The following is a 1,599-nucleotide window of genomic DNA, read 5'->3' as shown; positions in this document are numbered from 1 at the left end:
CTTTATAACATGATAGATAGGCTTTTGCTTACTGATAAAGAACTTGAAAGTCTTAAGCGTGATAAAGAGGAGTTGCTGGAGCAAAGTATTAAAAGCATTCATCAAAGAATTTATGATGATTCTGCTATTAAAAATTTGCTTTCTACAAATGATAAACTCTATTTCTTCTGTGGCTTGATTATGGCAGGTCTTACCACAGAAGGCGTAAAACCACTTGAAGTAACTGACTTTTATAGTAATGATGATGAGATTGATAATGACGGAAAGAAAATCCTTAATCGTACCAATTCATTCCTGCAAAAGAAGAAATGTCCAAGCGACAAGATTGAGATGGTTAATAATTACTTAAAGCCTGTGTTTGAAAAGCGTGATCTTTGGAAGCCAGTGAATGGTGAAAGCGTAATTAAAGCGGTTTATAAGCAGGTAAAAGAGGAGATATTACCATTACTTGAAAGTAACATTCATTTAGACTTTACGGGTAAAATCTTAAACAGCCTTAATGATTGGGTTTTGATTGATAATGATAAAAAGAACGATGTCGTTTTAACGCCGCGCTTTGTAACAAACTTAATGGCACGAATTGCAAGAACTAACAAAGACTCTTTTGTGTGGGATACCTGCATGGGCTCTTCTGGATTTCTTGTATCTGCTATGGAGCTAATGATTGATGATGCAAAGAGCACTATCAAAGATAATACAGTTTTAGATAACAAAATTAAAAACATTAAGCAAAATCAACTTTTGGGTATTGAGATTCTTGGTAATATTTATATTTTAGCGGTTTTGAATATGATTCTTATGGGGGATGGTTCGTCGCAAATTATTTGTGGTGACTCACATAAGGAAGCTCCTGATTTCATGAAGTCGCATAATTTTCCAGCTAACGTATTCTTGCTGAATCCGCCTTATTCTGCACCGGGTAAAGGGCTTAACTTTGTAGACGAAGCATTATCGAAAATGGAAACAGGTTATGGTGCTGTTTTAATTCAGGAAAATGCGGGTAGTGGTCAAGGTGAAGCGTATGCACAACATATATTAAAGGAAAATACGTTGCTTGCAAGTATCCATATGCCAGCTGATTTATTTAATGGTAAGTCTTCTGTACAAACAGCTATCTATTTGTTTAAGGTAAATCGCGCGCATGAAGTGGATGATATGGTGACGTTTATTGATTTTAGTAATGATGGTTATGCAAGGCAAAATCGTAAAAAGTCAACACAAAAAGTGAATTTGCGAAACGTTGACCATGCTCTAGAGAGGTACGACTAAATTGTAGCAATTTGCCTTGGTAAAAAGCCAAAAACTGATTACTACACCGAGGTAAATGGGTTGGTGATAAAAGACACTATTACTATTAACGGTGATGATTGGACATACAACCAGCATAAAAAGATTGATACTACGCCTACGGAAGAAGACTTTAAGAAAACGGTAGCCGATTATTTGGCGTGGAAAGTGAGTGCAATCTTGAAAGGCGAGGTGCAGTGGGATGAATAAGGAGTTTAGAATTGGTGATTTGTTTGACATTATAAATAACCCTCAGTTAGATAAGGAAAATTTTATATTTAGTGAAAGGGAAAAATATCCTTATTTTACAAG

General features: G+C 35.5%; 2 protein-coding genes. Both read left to right on the top strand.

Annotated elements, in window-relative coordinates; all coding sequences use genetic code 11:
* Positions 1-1,269 (top strand): class I SAM-dependent DNA methyltransferase (locus tag A5295_RS05935; protein WP_231875308.1); only part of this gene is annotated, 1,269 nt, incomplete at its 5' end.
* A gap of 63 nt (positions 1,270-1,332) precedes the next feature.
* Entirely contained in the window at positions 1,333-1,497 is a 165-nt protein-coding gene (locus A5295_RS06405; protein WP_197479841.1) for a hypothetical protein, read from the top strand.
* Positions 1,498-1,599: the final 102 nt, after the last annotated feature.

The organism is Gardnerella sp. 26-12 (assembly GCF_001660745.1).
GTDB lineage: Bacteria > Actinomycetota > Actinomycetes > Actinomycetales > Bifidobacteriaceae > Bifidobacterium > Bifidobacterium swidsinskii.
Note: the sequence above shows the minus strand (reverse complement) of the source record. Positions and strands in the feature narration are given on the sequence as shown.